A 17,482-nucleotide genomic window follows, 5' to 3' on the forward strand; every position below is an offset into this window, starting at 1 on the left:
GCCCGCGGCGCGCTCGGCGGCGTACCAACCCGCCCCCGGGTCCACCGCGATGGGCCGCCCGGTCCACTCCGCAGGGGGCCGCGCGGAAAGCAAAGGTGTGCCGGAGCACGTATGTCCCCACCGTCGTCCCGGTGCGCGCGGGGCGCCGACCCGGGCTTCGCGCAGCGCCGCAAAGCAGCCGGGAAAAGCCTCTGGCTCGCCCGTACGGGCGAAATGCACAGCGCGCCGAAAGCAGCGCGCCATACGCTTTCGTGACCGTACGGAAAGTCATTTATTCCGCAACGACTTTCCGACCGCGTACGCTCGCCGAGCGAATCGCTGAACCCGCGATCCCTGCCCCTGTGCGCGGCGAAAATACGCGCCCCATTGCGCTGTGTGGCGGCACCAATGACCGCTCCTGCGTTTCGGCGGCTGCCCCGGACCGCTGGCCGAGGGAGCGCCAGGCGGCCGGGTCGGGGCGGCGGTGGGCGCCGTCAGGCAGTGCGAATGCGACGAGTGGGACAGGTGTGCCACAAGTGGCACCGCATCGCGGACGGGTCGGCGGGTGCGCCATGGGCGGCGGGTGCGGCACCGCTGCCGTACCCGCCCGGGCGCCCCTTCCGCCGCTGTCCAGCAACTGAGCTTTTCGGGCTGCGGAATTGGAGTGGTCAGGCGCCCCTGGCATAGTCAGCGAGTATGGACACCGACTCCTTCTGGACCCTCCTTGAGGACTCCCGGCGGCAGGGAATCGGCGGTGACAAGCGGGATGCCTGGCTGCGCCAAGCGCTCGCGCGACTGCCCGCCGAAGCGATCGTGGGCTTTCAGGTCCGCCTCGACCGTGCGACCGAAGAAGCCTTCACCTGGAATCTGTGGGGGGCGGCCGACCGCATCTTCGGCGGCTGGTGTTCCAACGACGCATTCCGCGCCTTCCAGTACTGGTTGATCGGGCTGGGCCGGGCCGTCTTCGAGGCCGCGGTGAACGACCCCGACGTCCTCGCCTACGCGCCCGAGGTCTCCCGGCTGGCCGGCCGCCCCCGGGCCGGCTGGTCCGCCGAGGACCGCCCCGGCTGGCCGGCCCTGGACACGCTCGGGCTTGAGGCGTACGAGTTGGCGACCGGCCCCGCCGAGGACTTCGGCGACGCCTTCTACGCCGCCGTACGGGCCTCCCAGGGCGCCGCTGCCGACGTCCCGGGGCGTACCTGGTCCCCCGCGCCCTCCGGCGGCCGTGACCCGGCAGGGCGCCGCTGGACGGCCCGCGACGAGGAGGAGGCGGCCAGGCGGCTGCCCCGGCTCAGCGTCATGTTCCCGCTGGACGGCCCCGACGGGGGCCGCGAGCCGCGCTGACCGCGCCGGCCCGCGGGGGAGCGGGCCGGGACCAGGCCGGCGTCAGACCCCGTTGACCAGCCGGATGTACCGCACCCAGTCCCAGTTCGGACCCGGGTCGGTGTGGTCGGTGCCGGGTACCTGGGAGTGGCCGAGGATGTGGTTGCGGTCCTTGGGGATGCCGTACTTGTCGCAGATCGCCGCGGTCAGTGCCGCCGAGGAGTGGTACAGCGCCGTGGTGAAGTAGGCCGGCTGGTCCACCCAGCCCTCGTGCTCGATGCCGATGCTGCGGGTGTTGTAGTCCCAGTTGCCCGCGTGCCAGGCGACGTCGTGCTCGCGGACGCACTGGTCGATGGCGCCGTCGGCGGACCGGACGACGTAATGTGCCGCGGCGGCGTGTGCCGGGTTCTGGAAGAGCGAGATCGTGTCGGTGAAGGTCTCCTGGGTGACGTGGATGATCACCAGCTGCACCGGATAGGTGGTCGGGCGGTTGGCCGCGGTGTAGTTGGCGGTGCTGGCCGGGGCCCAGGTGGCTGACGGGTAGTCGACCGCCGCGGCGCGGGGGCTGCCGGACGCGGTGGCGGCCTGGGCGGTGCCGGTGGGCCGGAGGCCGGCGGCCAGGCCCCCGGTGGCGGCGGCACCGAGTCCGAGCCCGCCGCGCAGCAGCGAACGGCGACTGGGCACGGCGGAGTTGGGGCGTTCCATCGAAGGCTCCCTGAGGCGTCATGGTGGGGACGGGTGCATGACAAGAACGTGGGGCCCGCCCATCGTGCGGCCCGCGCCCATGGCATGCCAAGCGGTTCGCGAATTGGCACAGGTCCAGACCACTGGCACCCCTGTCGCCGGTCCCGCGGATATCTCCGCGCGCACCCCGGCCTGCCCGCCCGTGCGGCCGTCCGTGTCCGCGCGTTCATCCGCACGGCGGAGCGCACTCCGCCTCGCGCCCCCGCCTGTGCGCCCGCGCACGCCCGTACCGGCCGGGACTCGTACGCCATTGCGCCCTGCCGTCACCGACTCACCGCCCGTAGTCATGCCGACCGCTCCGATAACGACTGACACACGCTCACATCACCGTCAGGCCACGCCGCGTGTCCGGTTCATATGCTCTACATACACCCTGTCCGATTGGTTCCCACCCCCAACTCTCCGATTCGGCTTGGAAAACCTCTCCGGCTCTATTAACGTTCGATAACGCAGCGCGGTCGTCACCGCCGCCGACAGGCGGCACCGTGCGCTTGCCGAATCCCGTCCGCGGGAACCGGGGACCCGCCCTTCCGCTACCGCGGGAGGGGTCCAATGGGGTGAATCGGGCAGCCGTCAGGCCCGTAGGAGACCTTCCTGCTCCGAACCCGTCAGCTAACCCGGTAGGCGAGAAGGAAGGAAAGGAGTGCGCCCCCGTGGCGTCCAACCAGCCTGCCTACGCTCCTGCCCCGGTAGCAGAACCGACCGGGGAGTGGCCCTTCGGGGAGCGGGACGAGTCCGTGCCGGTCGGCGGCCCGTCCGACGGCCCCGCCGCCTCCGACTCCGGTTCCGGCTCCGACGGCGAGTTCGACTACGGCTCCGAGGCCGCGGGCCTGCGCAGCCAGCTCCGCCTCCCGCGGCAGCGCGCCGGGCTGCCGGCCCGCGGTGCCGCCGTCGGGTCCACCATGATCGGCATCGCGGCAATGGCCGCGGTCGGCGCCGGCGGAGTGGCGGCGGCGGCCGAGGCACCCGCCACCGCGCCCCCGATATCGCTGCCCGACACGCCCGCCTTCCCCGACGCCCTCGACGTCCTCCCGGCGCCGGCCATCGCGGCCGCGCAGCCCGACGTCGCGGTCGGCACCCCCTCGTACGACCCCTCCGCCGTCGTTCACGCGACCGACGCCGGCCGGGACCCCGCGGGCGACGAGGACGCGGCCCCGCCCGCCGCCGCTCCCGCCGACCCCGGCGAAGCCCTCCGCACCCGGATCATCGAGCAGGTCACCCGGCAGCGCGAGGCCGCCGCCCGCGTCGAGCGCGAGGCGGCCGAGAAGCTCGCCGCCGAGCAGGCGGCGAAGGAAGCCGCGGCCCGCAAGGTGCGCGAGCAGGCCGCCGCCGCGAAGGCGGAGGCCGAGGCGAAGGCCAGGGCCGCCGCCGAGGCCGCCGCGAAGGCCGAGGCCGACCGGCTCGCCCAACTCGCCGCCTCCTACGTCAAGCCGGTGGCGTCCTACACCCTCACCGCCGCCTTCGGCGAGTCCGGCAACATGTGGGCCACCCACACCGGCCAGGACTTCGCCGCCCCCACCGGCACCCCGGTGCACGCCGTCCACAGCGGCACGGTCACCTCGGCCGGCTGGGCGGGCTCGTACGGCTACCGGGTGGTCCTGCGCCTCGATGACGGCACCGAGCTGTGGTACTGCCACCTCTCGACGATGGTCGCCACGTCCGGTGAGGTCACCACGGGCGACACGATCGGCCGGGTCGGCGCGACCGGCAATGTTCCCGGGCCGCATCTGCACCTCGAAGTACGGCCGGGCGGCGGCGCGCCGGTCGACCCGGTGCCGTGGCTGTACGGCCACGACGTCGCCGTCTGAGGCGCCGCCCCTCGACGCCGGTGCGTTCGGACGTGCGCGTGGCCGCGCACGTCCGCCGAATCGGTCACCCGCAGGCCCTGCGGCCCGCCGCCCCAAGAACAGCCGGCGGCCCCGGCGTACACCCCCCCCGACGCCGGGGTCGTCGGCATATCGTCCCCATGCGGCAGCCGCTCGCGCGCGGTTGCTCAGGCGCTGCCGGCGGCTGCCGCTCGGGCGTGGTTGCTCAGCCGCTGCCGGCGGCTGCCGCTCGGGCGTGGTTGCTCAGCCGCTGCTGCGGGCCGGTACGCTCCCGGCCGCCGTACCGCTCACCCGGTCGTGCGCGAAACCGGCCGCGAAGGCCAGCAGGCCCACCAGGTCGGGGCGTTCGGTGACGCCGTCCAGTGCGCGGTATTCGATCGCGGCGAGTACGGCCATCCGCTCGGGCAGGCCCCAGTGCGGGTAGGGGTCTTCGGCGATCAGCTCGGCCGCGAGCACCGGCAGCGGGCGGCCCGCCGCGTGCCCGCGGTGGACGGCGGCCCGCAAGTCCCACACGTAGTCGGCGTAGCGGCGGACATCCGCGGGGGTCATCACCGGGCCGTGCCCCGGCACCACGACCCGCGGAGCGCAGTCCAGGATGCGCACGCAGGCGCGGTGCACCGCCTCCAACGGCCCCGCCCAGTGCACCGGATGGTCCTCGTTGAAGAGGACATCGCCCGCGCAGACGACGCCCTCCTCCGGCAGGTGCACGATCAGGTCGCCCGCGGTGTGCGCGGGCCCCACCTCGATCAGCCGCACCGCCACCCCGTCGACATCCAGGTCGAGTTCGCCGCTGAAGGTGCGGTTCGGGCGGACGACGGGCACGCCGCCGAAGTCGCCGTAGCGGCCGAAGTGCCGCTTCACGTACGCCCCGAAGGCGGTGTCCGGGTCGCTCCCGGCGATCAGCCCGGCCAGCGCGGCGGGCGAGGGCTCGGCGCACAGGTGCTCGCCGTTGGCGTCGGTGGCGATGATCTCGGCGCCGGGGAAAAGGCCGTTGCTGTACGAGTGGTCGCCGTTACCGTGCGTGTTGACGACCGTACGGATGTCGGGCCGCGCTGCTGAGCCGTCGTCGTCATCCCTTTTGCCTTCGCTTGTGCCCTTGCCCTCGCCGAGGGCCGCGATGAGCTGCTGGAGGTGGCGGGTCATGTCGGCGGTGTACGGGGTGTCGACCAGGAGTGCGGCGCCGGATCCCGCGTGTCGTCCCGTCACGACGACGCAGTTGGCCATGCCCCAGGTCGCGTGGCCGTCCGGGAGCCAAGCGTGGACGTTCGGTGTCAGCGACCGCAGGGCCTGCGGCAGAGGGAAGTTCATGGTGACTCATTGTGCTGCCCGGCGGGCCGCACGGACGTACTGGCGGTCTCACCTGGCGGCCCGGGCCGTTCTCGCGGCTCGGGCTGTCCGGGTCGCACCGGGTCCACCGCCTCGGTCGCCGGCGCCGAGATGGCGGGTCCGGGGCGCGGCCGCTCGCCCTGGTCGAACAGGACGAACATCAGCCGCCCGCTCGGCACCCCGAAGGGTCCCGCCGCACACAACGTGGCCCATCCCGGCCCGAGTTCGGCGTGGATCAGCGGCAGGGCGTTCTCCGCCCGCGGCCCGATGTACTCGCCCGTCGGCTCGTTCAGGGAGCGCGCCACCACCGGGTCGCGCCCGGCGTCCGCCTGCAACTGCGCCAGCGTCCTGTTGTGCGGGTTGGCGACGACGGCCGCCCGTAACTGCGGTACGAGCAGCGGCAGCCAGCTGTTCTCCCAGTCCCCGAGGGTGACGCGGGCCTCGGGGGCCAGCAGCATCCAGCGCATGACGTTGCCCGGGACCTCGCGCCGCTGGAAGACCCGGGTGAAGGCGGAGTTGTACGCGACCATGTCCCAGGCGGCGTCGCTGACGTACGCCATCTCGCGTGAGCCGCGCAGCACTTGCTCCCAGGCCCTCGGTACCGCCCGACCCAGCTGCGGGTCGAGCCGGTAGGCGGGCGGCAGCCCGGTCGCGTAGAGGACCAGCGCCTCCCACTCGTGGTCGGACAAGTGCAGTATCCGCGCGATGGGTTCGAGCAGCTCGGTCTCGATGACGGCGAGCCGGCCGCGCTCGACATAGCCGTACTTGTGGTCGGGCCAGCCCAGCAGCCGCGTCATGTGGTCGTGCGTGAGCCCCGCGACCTTGCGGCCCCGCGGATCGCCGCGCGGGGCGAGCCCGAATTCCCCGGGATCGACCCGCGCCCGGGCCCGGGCGAGCAGGGTCTGCATGGCCTCGCGGTCGCGCATACCGCTCACGGCTCCCTCCCGGGCCGCCACCGGCCCGTGTATTTCGAGGGTCGCACTCGTTCACAAGTCCCGCGGATCGACCTCGCGGGCGAGCTTGTACCCGGCCTCGAAACGACTGCCGGCGTGCAGCCGTTCCATCAGCGCGGCCATCACCGACTGCACGTCCGGGGTCGTGATGCCCAGCTTCCTGGCGATCCTGTCATCGCTGTAGCCGTTGGTCATCAACCGGATCACCGCCTTCTCCCGCGCGCCGAGTTGGACGTGGTGCGGCCCCGCCGACGTACGCGACAGCGGAGTGGCCCGCTGCCAGTACGACTCGTAGATCGCCGCGAAGGAGGCGGCCAGCAAGGGCCCTTTGACCCGCACGAGCGGCGCGGCGCCGCCCTCGGAGTCCGCCGCCGACTCGGCCGTCAGGCAGACCGTCTGCCGGTCGAAGACCATCAGGTCGTGCGGCACGTGGTCGAGAACGCGTACGCTCACGCCGGCGTCCGAGGCCTGCCGCAGGTGGGCGGCGTGCTGCGGCACCGCCAGCAGCGCCCGCGGGTACACCGCCCGTACCCGCACCCCGCGCCGGGCCATCGCGGCGTCCAGCGCGAGCGCCACCTCGAGCCCGCCCTCGCCCGTACCGTCGCCCTGCCGCATGGCGTCGGCGGACTCCTCCACGCCGGCGGTCAGTTCGCGCAGCACCTGAGCGTGCTGCTGCGGCAGCGGGTACTTCTCCACGGCCACCCGCGCTGCGACCCCTGCCGCCCCGGCCCCCGCCTCGGCCCCTGCCTCGAACACGGCACCAGGCACCCGGCTGAACCATCCCGCGCCCGGCATCCGCCCGGCCCTCGCATCTGGCTGCACTGCCCCGGTCCTCCTCGCTCGCATCGGCGTCCACCGGGCGGCCGGTCGCCACCGCCGGGTGCGTACGAGCCCCCGTGCATTGCTGTCGACCCGTCAGATACAGAGTGTTACAGCCACGTCACACGTTTTTCCAGGTCGAATCCGTCGAGGAAATCAACCACCCCAAACCCCGACATCCCCCACCACCCCCCAGGTCGCCCCCACCGGCGCCCCGCCCGGGCCGGCCCCCGGAGTCGCTATGGCCATTCCGGCGGCATATGCCAATCTGACCCTCCGGTCCTCGCTCCGTTGCGCCGGCCTCTGTCGACGGCCGACCGACACCCTGTCCGCGGTTCACTCTCCCCCGAACACGGTTCCGCCCCGCTGCACCTCCCGCACGAACGCGTCCCACGCCCCACCGGAGAACTCCAGTTCAGGCCCCCCGGGGTCCTTGGAGTCCCTGACGCGTATGGGCTCCGATGTGTGAGCGACCTCGACGCAGTTACCCCCGCCGCCGTTGCTGTAGCTGCTCTTGTGCCATGTGCCGCGCGAGCGGTCCTTCATCAGGTAAGTCCTCGGATCGTGGCTTCGATCAGGTCGATAGATCTCTGCGGGCTCAGTGAGAGCGCCCGTAGGTTGTCGAACGCCCTGGTGTACTGCCCGATGTCCTCGGGGCGTTCAAGATAGACAGCGTCGGTCACCCCGTCTCGGTAGACCACATCTGGATCCTCCTGTTCGGGGAAGCCCAGTACCGTGAACGGCCCAGTGGCCGGATAGCTCCCAGCGTCGAAGGGCAGGACTTGCACGGTGACGTTCGCCAAGGCGGACGATTCCAGTATGCGTTCGAGCTGCGCCTGCATCACGTGACTATTTCCGACGGTGTGCCGTAGCACGCTCTCGTGTACGACCGCCCACAGGTCCGGCGACTGTGGGCGAGTGAGCAGGGCCTGTCGCTCCATCCGGACGGCGATCAGCTACGAGTCGAGTTGCACGACACGAGCCGTAGCCTGCCGTCCCGCGAGGCACCCGCGTCGGACGAGGAGACTGGCCGCGGGCTCGCCCTTGTCACCGCCGTCTCCGGCAGCTGGATCTCGACCCCGACGCCCAGGGGCAAGGCGGTCTGCTGCGAGTTCACCGTCACCCGCGCCGACCAGCAGCGTTGGGGCCACCGCATTGACCGTGCCGCGAAGGTCATCGAGGGCTACGACCGCGACCCGCGCACCCCCAGGGCTCGTATCTCCGCCACCCGCAATGCCGCGGACACGGTGGCCGTCGCCCTGATCACCGACCTCCTCCACTGGCTTGCTGCCAACGGCCGTGACCCGGACACCGTCCTGGACCAGGCTCAGACGCACTTCGAGGCGGAGGTCGGCGAGACCCTTGATCCCGCCTGGCCGGGTGCGGCGGTACCGTCGGACGCCGAACCAACCGGCGCCGTCCGGTGAGCGTGGAGGAGACGCAAATTGCCGCCGTTCACGCCGAGATGTACGAAGCGTTCGACGCGTCCCACTGCTGGGCGGACTCGTCGGTCCTTGACGCCCTCCTCATCGGTGCCCGGGCCGTCGGCGTCCTGACCGACGTGGACGTCTTCCAACTCCTGGACGAGGACGACCGCGACCTCCTCCTCGTATCGGTGGAGCTCCGCCCAGGAGTGCTCGCCCACGCGGCGCCGATGCGGTGGCGCGAGCTGCGGCCCGCACCCGGAGTGCTGGGAGTCAGGGCCGTCCGGGACGTCCTAATGCGGCTTGCCGGGATCGCCGACCAGGTACGAGTGGCCCATGGTATGCCCAGGTAGCCCTGCGCAGTCAGCCGGCCGCGATGGCGGAGTACGTCCAGACGTCGGCCGGCATGCGGTGGTGGAGGTCCCAGACGATGCCCATCGGTTTGCTGCCCCGGTGTTCGACGAACTGTGCGGGGCCGAGCAGCATCCACGGCTGCGGACCGCCGATGTCGGTGTGCTTGAAGCGGCGGACGAACAGCAGGACATGTGTGCCGCGGTCGGCGTGGGTGCGGTAGCGGATGCCGGTCGGTGAGGTGTCGGATGTCGCGTTCTGACTCTCCCAGTGGAATCGCGTCTCGCTCATCGCGTAGTCGCGGTAGCGGGTCTGTGGGGAGAAGTCCTTCGCGTCCTTCTCCAGGGTGACGAGCAGAGCGTCGGTCGCGATGTTCGGGCACCACCTGACGCCCTCCCGGAACTTGTCGGGTCCGTAGCCGCCGATTGCGGTCTGCCCGAGTGCGGTCAGGATCTCCTCGCGGTTGTAGGAGCCGTGCACGGTCAGCGGAAGCCCCGAGTGGTCGCCGAGCAGGGGTACGGGGACGTGCTGGGTGTGCGCGAGGTTGTACGCGAGGATCTGCCGGGCCTCGTCACGGAACGCGTGTTGCGTCGCTAGCGAGCGCAGAGCCGCCCCGTACCCGGAGAAGGAGGCACCGCTCGGCCAGAGCGAGAAGACCAGCATTCGGGCGTACGCCTGGAGTCGTGGGTCGAGGGCGTCGTACTCCGGGGCGTCGTCGGCAAGCAGGCGGGTGTAAGCGTCGATCCGTACCGGGTCGTCGACGTGGTGGAAGGCGGGCGTCCTCCGGAGGAGCTTGTCCTCACCATCTGGTGCGTTGCCCGGGAGCAGGCCTGCGCGGCGCAGGAGCGCCGTCCAGGAGTTGCCGCCGCGATAGATCTGCTTGATGTCGCGGCCGCTCTCGTGCAGGTAGTCGGCGAGGAGTGGCCGGGCGTATCGGGCGATCTCCTGCGCCAACTGCGGCGCATTGATGCCGATCCGGTCGCGGATGTTCTTGAGGATCCGTTCCTTCGCCTTGCGTTCGAGGATGATCTGGCAGCCCGACGGCAGTTGCGGGAAGTCCTGCTCCACGCTTGCCGCGAGGCGGTTCCTGCGCAGGTCGGTGAGGGCGCCGAACTGCTCCTCGAAGCGGAAGTCGGCGCGGTGCTGCCCGATGAAGTCCAGGACGGTCAGCACCGCCTTGCCCTCACTCCTGCGAAGCCCGCGACCCAGTTGCTGGAGGAAGACCGTCGCGCTGGACGTCGGACGCAGCAGGAGCAGGGTGTCGACGTCGGGGATGTCCAACCCCTCGTTGAGCAGGTCGACCGAGAAGACCACCTGGAGTTCGCCAGAGGCCAGGCGGGCCAGTGCCGCCCGGCGTTCCTCCTTGGGCGTTTCGCCGGACAAGGCGACAGCTGCCAGGCCTGCCTCCTGGAAGCACGCTGCCATGTGGCGGGCGTGCGCGACGGACACGCAGAAGCCGAGTGCCCGCATCGAGCCAGGATCGGCGATCTTGTCGTTGACGGCTCGCAGGACGAGCCGGGCACGCGCGGTGTCGGCGGTGAAGAGGTTGCTCAATTCCGTCGTGTCGTACCCCTGCGAGCTACGCCGCCACGTGATTCCGGTCAGGTCCGTGGTGTCGGTGATACCGAAGTAGTGGAAGGGGCTGAGGAGGTCGTTCTCCAGTGCTTCCCAGAGCCGCATCTCGGCGGCGATTCTGCCGTCGAAGAACTCGTCTTGGACGCTGGGGCCCTCCATCCGTTCCGGTGTGGCGGTGAGGCCGAGGAGTTCGGTCGGTGCGAAGTGCTCGATGATCCTGCGGTAGGTCTTCGCCGTGGCATGGTGGAACTCATCGATCACGACGACGTCGAAGTGCTCGGGGTCGAGCTGTTGCAGGCGCTCTGCGTTGAGCGACTGGACGCTGGCGAAGACATACGCCCAACTCGCCGGGATGTCGCCGGAGTGCAGGGCCTCGCCGAAGTTCGCGTCCCCGATCACCTCCTGGTATGCGCGCAGCGACTGCTCCAGGATCTCCCGGCGGTGCGCCACGAACAGCAACCGCAGGTCCCGGCCGAGTTTCTGCCGAAGCGCGCGATAGTCCAGGGCGGCCATGACCGTCTTTCCCGTACCGGTCGCCGCGACCAGCAGATTGCGGTGCCGGTCGTGCACCGTCCGCTCGACCTCCAGGCGCTCCAACATGTCCCGCTGGTACGGATACGGGCGTACGTCGAGTCCTGAGAGCGTCAATGTGGAGCGACCGCCGGCCGCGCCGCCACCGGCCGCGGTGAGCGCCTCGGACAGGCGGTCGCCATCACGTGCCGGGTCGTACGACTCGAAGGCCGGTTCACTCCAGTACGAGTCGAAGGTCGCCTCGAACTTCCGCATCACCGCGGGGGTGGCCACGGACGACAGCCGTACGTTCCACTCAAGACCGTCCAGCAGCGCGGCCCTGGACAGGTTCGAACTGCCGACGTATGCCGTGTCGTACCCCGTCTTGCGGCGGAAGAGCCAGGCCTTCGCGTGGAGGCGGGTCGACCGCGTCTCGTAGTTGACCTTTACCTCGGCGCCGAAGTCCTGCACCAGGCGGTCGAGGGCGCGACGCTCGGTGGCACCGATGTACGTCGTGGTGATGACCCTGATCCTGGCGCCCCGTTCGCGCGCGGCCCTGAGCGGCTGCTCAAGTACGCGCAGGCCGTGCCACTTCACGAAGGCGCACAGCAGGTCGATGCTGTCGGCGGTGGCCAGCTCGGCGCGCAACTCGAAGCCCAGGTTGGGGTCTTCCGGCGAATTGGTGATCAGCGCGGTCTCGGACAGCGGTGTCACCGGGCGGTGGATCTCGTACACGCCCGGAGCCTTCTGCTCCGCGATCGCCATCAGCTGGCGCGGCCCGTCCGCCACCATGCTGATCCACTCTGCGGCGCCCCGCAAGGTGCCGACGGAGGTGAGGATGTGGTTCGCCGCGGCCACTTGCTCGGCCGGCGGGAGGTCCTGCAACACACGTCGGACGGTGGCGCCGATATGCCGAGCGAGCACGTGTGGCGAGGACTCCGTGCCCACCCGCTCGTCGATCGCCAGCAGCCCTGCGGCGTCGAGTTCCTGCATTCGCTCGGCCAACCGCCGGGTGATCAGCTCTTCGTAGATCCCGGCCACCGGCGCACCGAGCCCGTCGTTGCGCATGACGTCCGCCACCGAAACCATCCCCCTGAGCCGCAACAGGTCCGGCCTCATGTGTAACAGCAGGCGCCGACAACCGCCCGTACGGGTCGCGGCGGGCGAAGAGCTTGAGGCTGCGGGCGGCCATCGCGGCAATGGCGTTCAGCGCCGCGACGGTGTCCTTGCCCAGAGCCACGACACGGACGAGCGGCCCGGTCGCTACGAGTGCTTCGGCCCCGGCTGTCCGTACGCGGACGGCGTGTACGCGTACTGCGGCCAGTAGGGGCGGGGGCCCGGGAAGGGGGTGGGGGGAGGCCAGGGGGGTGGGGTGGCGTGGAGGAGGGCGGGCTGGGCCAGGGGGCGGTCGTGCCAGAGGTGGTGGAGGAGTTCGGACTCGCGGGCGGTGAAGTCGGGCGGCGCCACGCCCTTCGTCGCGGCGCCGCGCAGGAAGGCCAGGTGGGTCGCGTACCCGGCGTAGTCGCGGACCGCGCGGGCGCCCGCGTCACCGTGCCGGCGGCGTGCCGCGTCCCGGGCGTCGGCGCGGGTCCGCATGGACGCCAGCGCGACGGGTTCGCGCGGGTTCAGCCAGCCCGCGGCGGCGTAGACGGCCAGGTGGGTGCGTATCGTGCGCAACTCGCCCGCGCGGGCCCAGAAGGCGAGCCAGACGACGAGGCCGAAGACCGGGATCATCACGGCGACGTAGACCGTCAGGAAGCCGACAGGCGACAGCTGCGAGGAGCCGTTCCACGCGCCGTGCAGGACCATCGCGAGCAGCCAGCCGCCCACCGGCGCGAGCCAGCGCCACGGGCGGTCCTGCCGGCTGGTGGCGGCGATGGCGAAACCCAGGCCGGTCATGGACGTGAAGAGCGGGTGCGCGAAGGGCGTCATGAGCACCCGGACGAAGAAGGTCGCCGCGGTGGTGGAGTCCAGGACGCCGGCGCCCACCGCCTTGTCCTCGCCGAACGCGGAGCCGAGGTAGAGGATGTTCTCGGTGAAGGCGAAGCCGGTGGCGACCAGGCCGCTGAGCACGATGCCGTCGAGCAGCGACTCGATGTGCCGGCGCCGGAAGAGGAAGAGCAGCAGGATCGCGGCGCCCTTGGCGGTCTCCTCGACGAGCGGCGCCACGAAGGTCGCACCCCACCGGTCGGACTGGGTCGGGGTCGCGGACAGCGTCGTCGCGAGGAGCTTGGCGCCGTACTCGTTGGCGAAGAGCGCGACGAGGGTGGCGGCGCACGCGCCCCAGGAGAAGGCGAACACGACGTTCTGCCAGGGGCTGGGCGCGACCCGGTCGAGCCACAGGAAGGCCCACAGCAGCAGCGGCACCGGCAGCACCGCGAGCGCCATACCGACCAGGAACGGCTCGGTCCCTATGTGCTGCCGCACCACCGCCAGGATGACGACCCCGCACACCGCGAGCGCGGTGAACAGCGCACCGGTGCGCACCGCCCGGCTCTCCCAGAACGGCCGCCGCGGGGCGTAGTGCCAGGAGACGGGGGCCGCCGGTACGTACATCCGCTCGTCGGACAGCCGGCCGTCGGGATGGCCGTCGGAAGGGGAGTCGGGCGAGGACGAGTACGTGGCCACCTGTCGACAGTACGGGGCGACCGGCCTGCCACGCGAGGGTGTGGGACAGCGGATGCGTGTGCTGCCCCCCGCCCCGGGGCGCGCGGGCCGGCGCGTACGGGCCGGGCGTCAGACCCGGGTGAACAGCAGGTCCCGCACCACATGCCCCTTGGCGAGGCCCTGCCGCTCGAACTTCGTCATCGGCCGGAAGCCGGGCCGCGGGGCGAAACCTTCCACCGGGTGGACGTTGGCCAGCTCCGGCGCCGCGCTCAGCACGTCCAGCATCTGCTCGGCGTACGGCTCCCAGTCCGTCGCGCAGTGCACGACCGCGCCTGGCCGCAGCAGCGGCACGACCAGGGCCAGGAAGGACGGCTGGATCAGCCGCCGCTTGTGGTGCTTGGCCTTGGGCCACGGATCGGGGAAATACACCCGCAGGCCGGACAGCGACGCGGGCGGCAGCATGTCGCGCAGCAGGACGACGGCGTCGCCGTTGGCCACCCGGACGTTGGCCAGGCCGGCCCGGTCGGCGAGGGCGAGCAGATTGCCCTGGCCCGGGGTGTGCACGTCGACGGCGAGGATGCCGGTGGCCGGGTCCGCGGCGGCCATGTCCGCGGTCGCGTCGCCCATCCCGAAGCCGATCTCCAGCACGACGGGCATGGCGGGCGCCCCGGACCCGCCGTCCCCGGCGGCCTGGCCGAAGAGCGCCGCCAGGTCCAGCGGGCTGCCGTCCAGCTCGACGCCCCATGTGTCCCAGTGCCGGTCGATCGCGGCGGCCTGCGCCTGTGTGACGCGGCCGCGCCGGGCGTGGAAGGAGCGGATGCGGTGCTCACCGCGCGAACCGGCCGGGTCGGCGGCGGGACCGTCGGGGAAACGGGCGCCGGGCAGGGCGGCAGGCGCGGTGGGGGTGAGGGGTGACGTGGACACAGTGGGTCCGATTCTACGGGACGGCGCCGGTGGTCCCGGCGCAGGTCACAGGGCCGCCAGCGCCCGCCGGGCCACCTCGCGGCCGATCGGCAGGGCGGCGGTCGCGGCGGGGGAGGGGGCATTGAGCACATGGACGAACGGGGGCGAGCCGCCGAAGCGGAAGTCGTCGACGAGGGTGCCGTCGGGCAGCACGGCCTGGGCGCGTACGCCCGCGGGGGCGGGGCGCAGGTCGGCGGCCCGCAGCGCGGGGAGCAGACGGCGGGCGTTCGCGGTGAAGGCCCGCTTCGACAGCGAGCGCAGCACCTCGCCGGCCTCCTGCCGCCAGTGCCGGCGGGCGATCCGCCAGGCGCCGGGGTACGCGGCGGTGCCGGCCAGGTCGCGCGGGCGTACGGTCCACCGGCCGTACCCCTCCCTGGCCAGCGCGGGCACCGCGTTCGGGCCGAGGTGGACACCGCCGTGGACGTCGCGGGTGAGGTGCACGCCGAGGAAGGGGAAGTCGGGGTCGGGGACGGGGTAGACCAGGCCGCGGACGAGCCCGCGGCGGGCGGGCGCCAGCTCGTAGAACTCGCCCCTGAAGGGCACGATACGCATCCCGGGGTCGTCGCCCGCGAGCCGCGCGAGGCGGTCGCTGTACAGGCCCGCGCAGTTGACCAGCACCTTGGTGCGCAGGGCGGGCGGGCCGGCGGTGCCCGCGGAGAGGGTGACCGTGCCGTCCGCGGCGCGGCCGATCGCGGCGACCCGCAGCCCGTAGCGGATCGTGCAGCCCGCGTCCTTCGCGAGGCCGGCCAGGGCCGCGGCGACGGCGCGGAAGTCGCAGATGCCGGTGGAGCCGACGTGGATCGCCGCGAGCCCGGCGACCTCCGGCTCGTGCTCGGCGATCTGCACGGGTCCCAACTCCCGCACCGCGATGCCGTGTTCACGTCCGCGCTGAACGAGCGCGTGCAGCCGGGGGAGTTCGGCCTGCTCGGTGGCGACGATGAGCTTGCCGGTGACCTCGTACGGGATGCCGTGCTCGGCGCAGAAGGCCGGGGTCTCGGCGCAACCGGCCAGCGCGTAGCGGGCCTTGAGCGAGCCGGGGCGGTAGTAGATGCCGCTGTGGATGACCCCGCTGTTGCGCCCGGTCTGGTGCCGCCCGGGGCCCGCCTCCTTCTCGACCACCGCGACCCGCAGCGCGGGCGCGGCCCGGGTGAGGGCGTAGGCGGTGGAGAGGCCGACGATGCCGGCGCCGATGACGGTGACGTCGTACGGCTCGGGGCGCGTCGCGGCGCTCGCGGACATGGCGGGCCTCCTCCCGGGTGCTGGTGATCAACTTACGCGGGCGGGCAGGTCGCGGCGGGGTGTACGGGAGGTCCGCGGGGCCATGCGGCCGTACGCGGCTGCGGGCGGCGCCCCCGTACGCCGGGAGCCGTACGCGTTCCCGTACCCGCGCCAGGACGTCCTACGCCGGGGCCGCCAGCAGTGGCCGGGCGCGTTCGCGCAGCTCAAGGACGCGCGGCTCGTCGTTGTACGGCTCCAGGCGGTGCAGCAGGTCGCGGACGTACTCGGTGGTGCGGGCCGAGGAGATGCGGCCCGCGACCTCGACGGCCTTCACACCCGCGGCGCACGCGGCGTCCAGATTGCCGGACTCCAGTTCGGCGACGGCCGACACGACGAGCCGCAGCCCGTGCGAGCGGACGAACTCCTCGGTCGGCTTGGCCAGCGCCTGCTCGGTGAAGCGCTGGACCTGGCGCGGGATGCGCAGGTCGCGGTAGCACTCGGCGGCGTCGGCGGCGAGCCGGTCGTAGGAGTAGAAGCCGAGCCAGCTCGGGTCCGCGTCGCCCTCCCTGGCCCGTTCGAGCAGCGCCTCCGCGGCGGCGAGCGAGGCCCCGCAGGCCGCCGCCTCGCCGGCCTTGGCGTGGGCGCGGGCCTCGACCAGGTGGAAGAAGCTCATGGTGCGGGCGGTCGCCAGGCCCCGGTTGCGCTCCAGGGCGGCCTGCGCCAGGTCGACGCCCTCGTCGGCGAAGTTGCGGTACGTGGCCTGCAGCGACATCGACGCGAGGACGTACCCGCCGAGCGGGACGTCCGCGGCGGCGCGGGCCAGCCGCAGCGCCTGGATGTAATACCGCTGGGCGGCCTCCTGCTGGCCGGTGTCGAAGGCCATCCAGCCGGCCAGCCGGGTCAGTTCCGCGGTGGCGCCGAAGAGCGCGCGGCCGACGTCGTCGCTGTACGAGCCGAGCAGCAGCGGCGCCGCCTCGACCCGCAGGCACTCGGGCACCATGCCGGAACGCCAGTCGCCGCCGCCGTACTTGGAGTCCCAGCGGCGGGCGTCCTCGGCGGCCTCGCGGAGCTTGGAGACATCGGTGTGCCCGACGTGTGCCATGCCCGGAGCGGGCGCGTGCCGGGCGACCGTCGCGTCCGCGGGAGTGATCAGCCAGCGCGACGCGGGCGTCACATACGCGCTCACTGCGAAAGATCCGGCCAAACTCTGCCAGATTCCGGAACCTCCGGGGCCGCGCCGCCCCACGAGGTCCAGCCGCCACAGGTCGGTGGCCGATTTCACCGCCTCGCCGACGTCGCGCGGGAAGGCGAGGCCGACCTCGGGCGCCGGATCGGCGTCGGCGAGACCTATCTCGTGCAGCGGCACCGGGCGGCCGAGCTTGCTGGCGATCGCGGCGGCGATCAGATGGGGTGCGGCGCCCTGCGGCACCATGCCCTTGGCCACCCAGCGGGCGACCGATGTCTTGTCATAGCGCAGCGTCAGACCGCGTTGCGCGCCCAGATCGTTGACCCGGCGGGCGAGTCCGGCGTTGCTGATGCCGGCCAGACCGAGCAGGGTGCCGAGTTTCTCGTTCGGCCCGCGGTGTTCTCTGTTCACTGCGGTTCACCTCGTGATGCCGCTGGGGGCAGGCCGCCGGGCCTGGTCTGTCGTCGGGGTGCGGGGGTCACCCTTCCCTGGAGCCCGATTCAGCCACCGCGGGCGCCTGTTGGCGGCGAGCGCGGTGTCTGGGCCGGATATCCGAGCCACACGTACGGGTGCGAACCGGATGCACCCAGCGTAGTTCGCCGCCTCCCGACCGTTAAGGGTCTCGTGTCGGATGGCGCGAATCCAGCCCCTTACCGGAACGTGTTCCTTACGGGGAAA

Annotated in this window: 15 protein-coding genes and 1 riboswitch; of the genes, 4 read left to right on the forward strand and 11 right to left on the reverse strand. The window is 72.2% G+C overall.

What is annotated here, in order from left to right:
- Positions 1-675 precede the first annotated feature (675 nt).
- Entirely contained in the window at positions 676-1,323 is a 648-nt protein-coding gene (locus tag OHA86_RS22335; protein ID WP_329177903.1) for a DUF4240 domain-containing protein, read from the forward strand.
- 42 nt (positions 1,324-1,365) lie between these two features.
- On the opposite strand, the gene OHA86_RS22340 is transcribed toward OHA86_RS22335, so the two are convergent.
- The gene (locus tag OHA86_RS22340; RefSeq protein WP_329177904.1) at positions 1,366-2,007 is read right to left on the reverse strand and encodes an N-acetylmuramoyl-L-alanine amidase; all 642 of its coding nucleotides are present in this window, start codon (positions 2,005-2,007) and stop codon (positions 1,366-1,368) included.
- A 521-nt stretch (positions 2,008-2,528) separates the two neighbouring features.
- Positions 2,529-2,687, forward strand: a riboswitch (cyclic di-AMP (ydaO/yuaA leader).
- Positions 2,688-2,699: 12 nt separating this feature from the next.
- Here OHA86_RS22340 and OHA86_RS22345 point away from each other — a divergent pair.
- Positions 2,700-3,854 (forward strand): M23 family metallopeptidase, encoded by a 1,155-nt coding sequence (locus OHA86_RS22345; protein WP_329177905.1) that lies wholly within the window; start codon positions 2,700-2,702, stop codon positions 3,852-3,854.
- 261 nt (positions 3,855-4,115) lie between these two features.
- Here OHA86_RS22345 and OHA86_RS22350 read toward each other — a convergent pair whose 3' ends face one another.
- The 5 genes from OHA86_RS22350 to OHA86_RS22370 form a co-directional block, all read right to left on the reverse strand.
- Entirely contained in the window at positions 4,116-5,180 is a 1,065-nt protein-coding gene (locus tag OHA86_RS22350) for an MBL fold metallo-hydrolase (RefSeq protein WP_329177906.1), read from the reverse strand.
- Entirely contained in the window at positions 5,177-6,124 is a 948-nt protein-coding gene (locus OHA86_RS22355) for an MmyB family transcriptional regulator (protein WP_329182504.1), read from the reverse strand. Before OHA86_RS22355 ends, OHA86_RS22350 begins: the two co-directional genes overlap by 4 nt.
- 60 nt (positions 6,125-6,184) lie before the next feature.
- Positions 6,185-6,907, reverse strand: coding sequence for a LuxR C-terminal-related transcriptional regulator (locus OHA86_RS22360; protein ID WP_329177908.1), 723 nt, complete (start codon positions 6,905-6,907; stop codon positions 6,185-6,187).
- 399 nt (positions 6,908-7,306) lie between these two features.
- The gene (locus OHA86_RS22365) at positions 7,307-7,516 is read right to left on the reverse strand and encodes a DUF397 domain-containing protein (RefSeq protein ID WP_329177909.1); all 210 of its coding nucleotides are present in this window, start codon (positions 7,514-7,516) and stop codon (positions 7,307-7,309) included.
- Entirely contained in the window at positions 7,516-7,911 is a 396-nt protein-coding gene (locus tag OHA86_RS22370) for a DUF5753 domain-containing protein (RefSeq protein ID WP_329177911.1), read from the reverse strand. Before OHA86_RS22370 ends, OHA86_RS22365 begins: the two co-directional genes overlap by 1 nt.
- Between OHA86_RS22370 and OHA86_RS22375 the strand changes: the two genes are divergently transcribed.
- Both OHA86_RS22375 and OHA86_RS22380 read left to right on the forward strand, forming a co-directional pair.
- Positions 7,852-8,397, forward strand: a complete 546-nt coding sequence (locus OHA86_RS22375; RefSeq protein ID WP_329182697.1) for an ATP-binding protein — start codon at positions 7,852-7,854, stop codon at positions 8,395-8,397. The genes OHA86_RS22370 and OHA86_RS22375 overlap by 60 nt on opposite strands.
- A 2-nt stretch (positions 8,398-8,399) precedes the next feature.
- Positions 8,400-8,747 (forward strand): hypothetical protein, encoded by a 348-nt coding sequence (locus tag OHA86_RS22380; protein ID WP_329177913.1) that lies wholly within the window; start codon positions 8,400-8,402, stop codon positions 8,745-8,747.
- 10 nt (positions 8,748-8,757) lie between these two features.
- Here the strand turns inward: OHA86_RS22380 and OHA86_RS22385 are convergent, their stop codons facing one another.
- The 5 genes from OHA86_RS22385 to OHA86_RS22405 all read right to left on the reverse strand — a co-directional run bounded on the left by OHA86_RS22385 (position 8,758) and on the right by OHA86_RS22405 (position 17,215).
- Positions 8,758-11,898 (reverse strand): DUF3427 domain-containing protein, encoded by a 3,141-nt coding sequence (locus OHA86_RS22385; RefSeq protein WP_329182505.1) that lies wholly within the window; start codon positions 11,896-11,898, stop codon positions 8,758-8,760.
- A gap of 195 nt (positions 11,899-12,093) precedes the next feature.
- Positions 12,094-13,458 carry a PrsW family intramembrane metalloprotease gene (locus OHA86_RS22390; RefSeq protein WP_329177914.1) on the reverse strand — a complete coding sequence of 455 codons (1,365 nt, stop codon included), beginning with the start codon at positions 13,456-13,458 and terminating at the stop codon, positions 12,094-12,096.
- 108 nt (positions 13,459-13,566) lie between these two features.
- Positions 13,567-14,361, reverse strand: coding sequence for a tRNA (guanosine(46)-N7)-methyltransferase TrmB (gene trmB / locus OHA86_RS22395; protein ID WP_329177915.1), 795 nt, complete (start codon positions 14,359-14,361; stop codon positions 13,567-13,569).
- A 45-nt stretch (positions 14,362-14,406) separates the two neighbouring features.
- Positions 14,407-15,639, reverse strand: coding sequence for an L-2-hydroxyglutarate oxidase (gene lhgO / locus OHA86_RS22400; RefSeq protein WP_329177916.1), 1,233 nt, complete (start codon positions 15,637-15,639; stop codon positions 14,407-14,409).
- A gap of 160 nt (positions 15,640-15,799) precedes the next feature.
- Complete coding sequence (locus OHA86_RS22405; protein WP_329177917.1) at positions 15,800-17,215, reverse strand: MFS transporter; 1,416 nt, start codon at positions 17,213-17,215, stop codon at positions 15,800-15,802.
- Positions 17,216-17,482: the final 267 nt, after the last annotated feature.

This window comes from Streptomyces sp. NBC_01477, from assembly GCF_036227245.1.
In the GTDB taxonomy this organism is placed as follows: domain Bacteria; phylum Actinomycetota; class Actinomycetes; order Streptomycetales; family Streptomycetaceae; genus Actinacidiphila.